The following is a 1324-nucleotide window of genomic DNA, read 5'->3' on the forward strand; positions in this document are numbered from 1 at the left end:
GCTAAGACGAGCGCTTGGTGATATAGAAACAACTTGAAGTTCGACTCAATCAAGCTTCGAGCGTCAATTAGAGACGAAATTGGAACTCACGACGTGAGTCAGCTGGGGGCATGGAATGCGCATCGTCTTCATCGAGATCGAGAACTTCAGAGGAATCAAGAACTTTTCATGGGCGCCCGCAGCCGGCATGAACTGCCTTATCGGGCCAGGCGACTCTACCAAAACTACAATCCTTGACGCCATCGAGCTGTGCTTGAATCCGCGTTCTTATATCTTCGCTGACGATTGCGATTTCTACGATCTGAATATCAACGACCCCATACGGATCATCATCACGCTGTCTGGGCTCCCTCCCAGTTTCATCACTGAAGATCGCTACGGCCTTCATACGCGCGGTTGGGATCAAGCGGCAGCAAAGATTGTCGACGAGCCGGCCGTAGGCCTCGACGAGGCTCTCTCTATTATGGTCGTAATCGACCAATCGCTCGAAGCGCGATGGTCCATTCATAATGATCGTATAGACGCTGCCGAGAGCGACCCACCGACCGTGAGGTACAAAGATGCAAAGCAGTTGGCCACCAATCGGCTAGGCCCTTTCGCCGAAAGGCATCTCGGCTGGGGCCGAACGTCAGTGCTCACACGCATTGGCGAGGCGGGCGAAGGGTACAGTCTTCAGCTCGCAGAGGCGGGCCGCGCGGCTCGCATGTCTTTCAAGGCGGCTGATCAAGGTGTCTTCAAGAAAGCCGTGGACCGGGCCGAAGAACTCAGCAAGCTGTTTGCGGTTCCGGTTCGAGGCAAGTTCACCGCCGAACTCGACGTTCAGGGTGTCAGCCTCACGTCTGGAGGCATTTCACTTCACGACGGCAATCTCCCTCTACGCCGATTGGGCACGGGTTCCGCCCGCTTGCTGGTATCGGCCCTGCAACATGACGCAGGCCCGCCCCACATCGCGATCATCGATGAGATCGAGCACGGCCTAGAGCCGCATCGCGTCGCGCGCCTCCTTAAATACTTGAAAACGCCCAAGGTGAATGAAGGCGCCGGACAGCCTCAGATATTCGCCACGACGCATTCACCGGTCGTTATTCGAGAGCTGACCGCCGCGGATATCTTTGCCGTCCGCGCGAAAGGCGGCACCACTACTGTTGCCTCGGTCGCTGCGACGGCGAAAGACCCCGACACCGCACAACGACACCTTCGAGGGACCCCCGAAGCGTTCCTCGTCCGCAAGGTGATCGTGGGTGAAGGCCGGACCGAGCAAGGTATCGCACGCGGTCTGGACGACTGGTGGCAAACGCTGGAGGAGGATTCCTTCGCTTTGCAA

Annotated in this window: 1 protein-coding gene; it reads left to right on the plus strand. The window is 57.6% G+C overall.

Going from position 1 to position 1324, the window contains the following annotated elements:
- Positions 1 to 115: 115 nt before the first annotated feature.
- Positions 116 to 1324 (plus strand): ATP-dependent nuclease (locus tag AC1D17_RS28985; protein ID WP_477568638.1); only part of this gene is annotated, 1209 nt, incomplete at its 3' end.

Source organism: Pararhizobium sp. P1_E7, assembly GCF_056405855.1.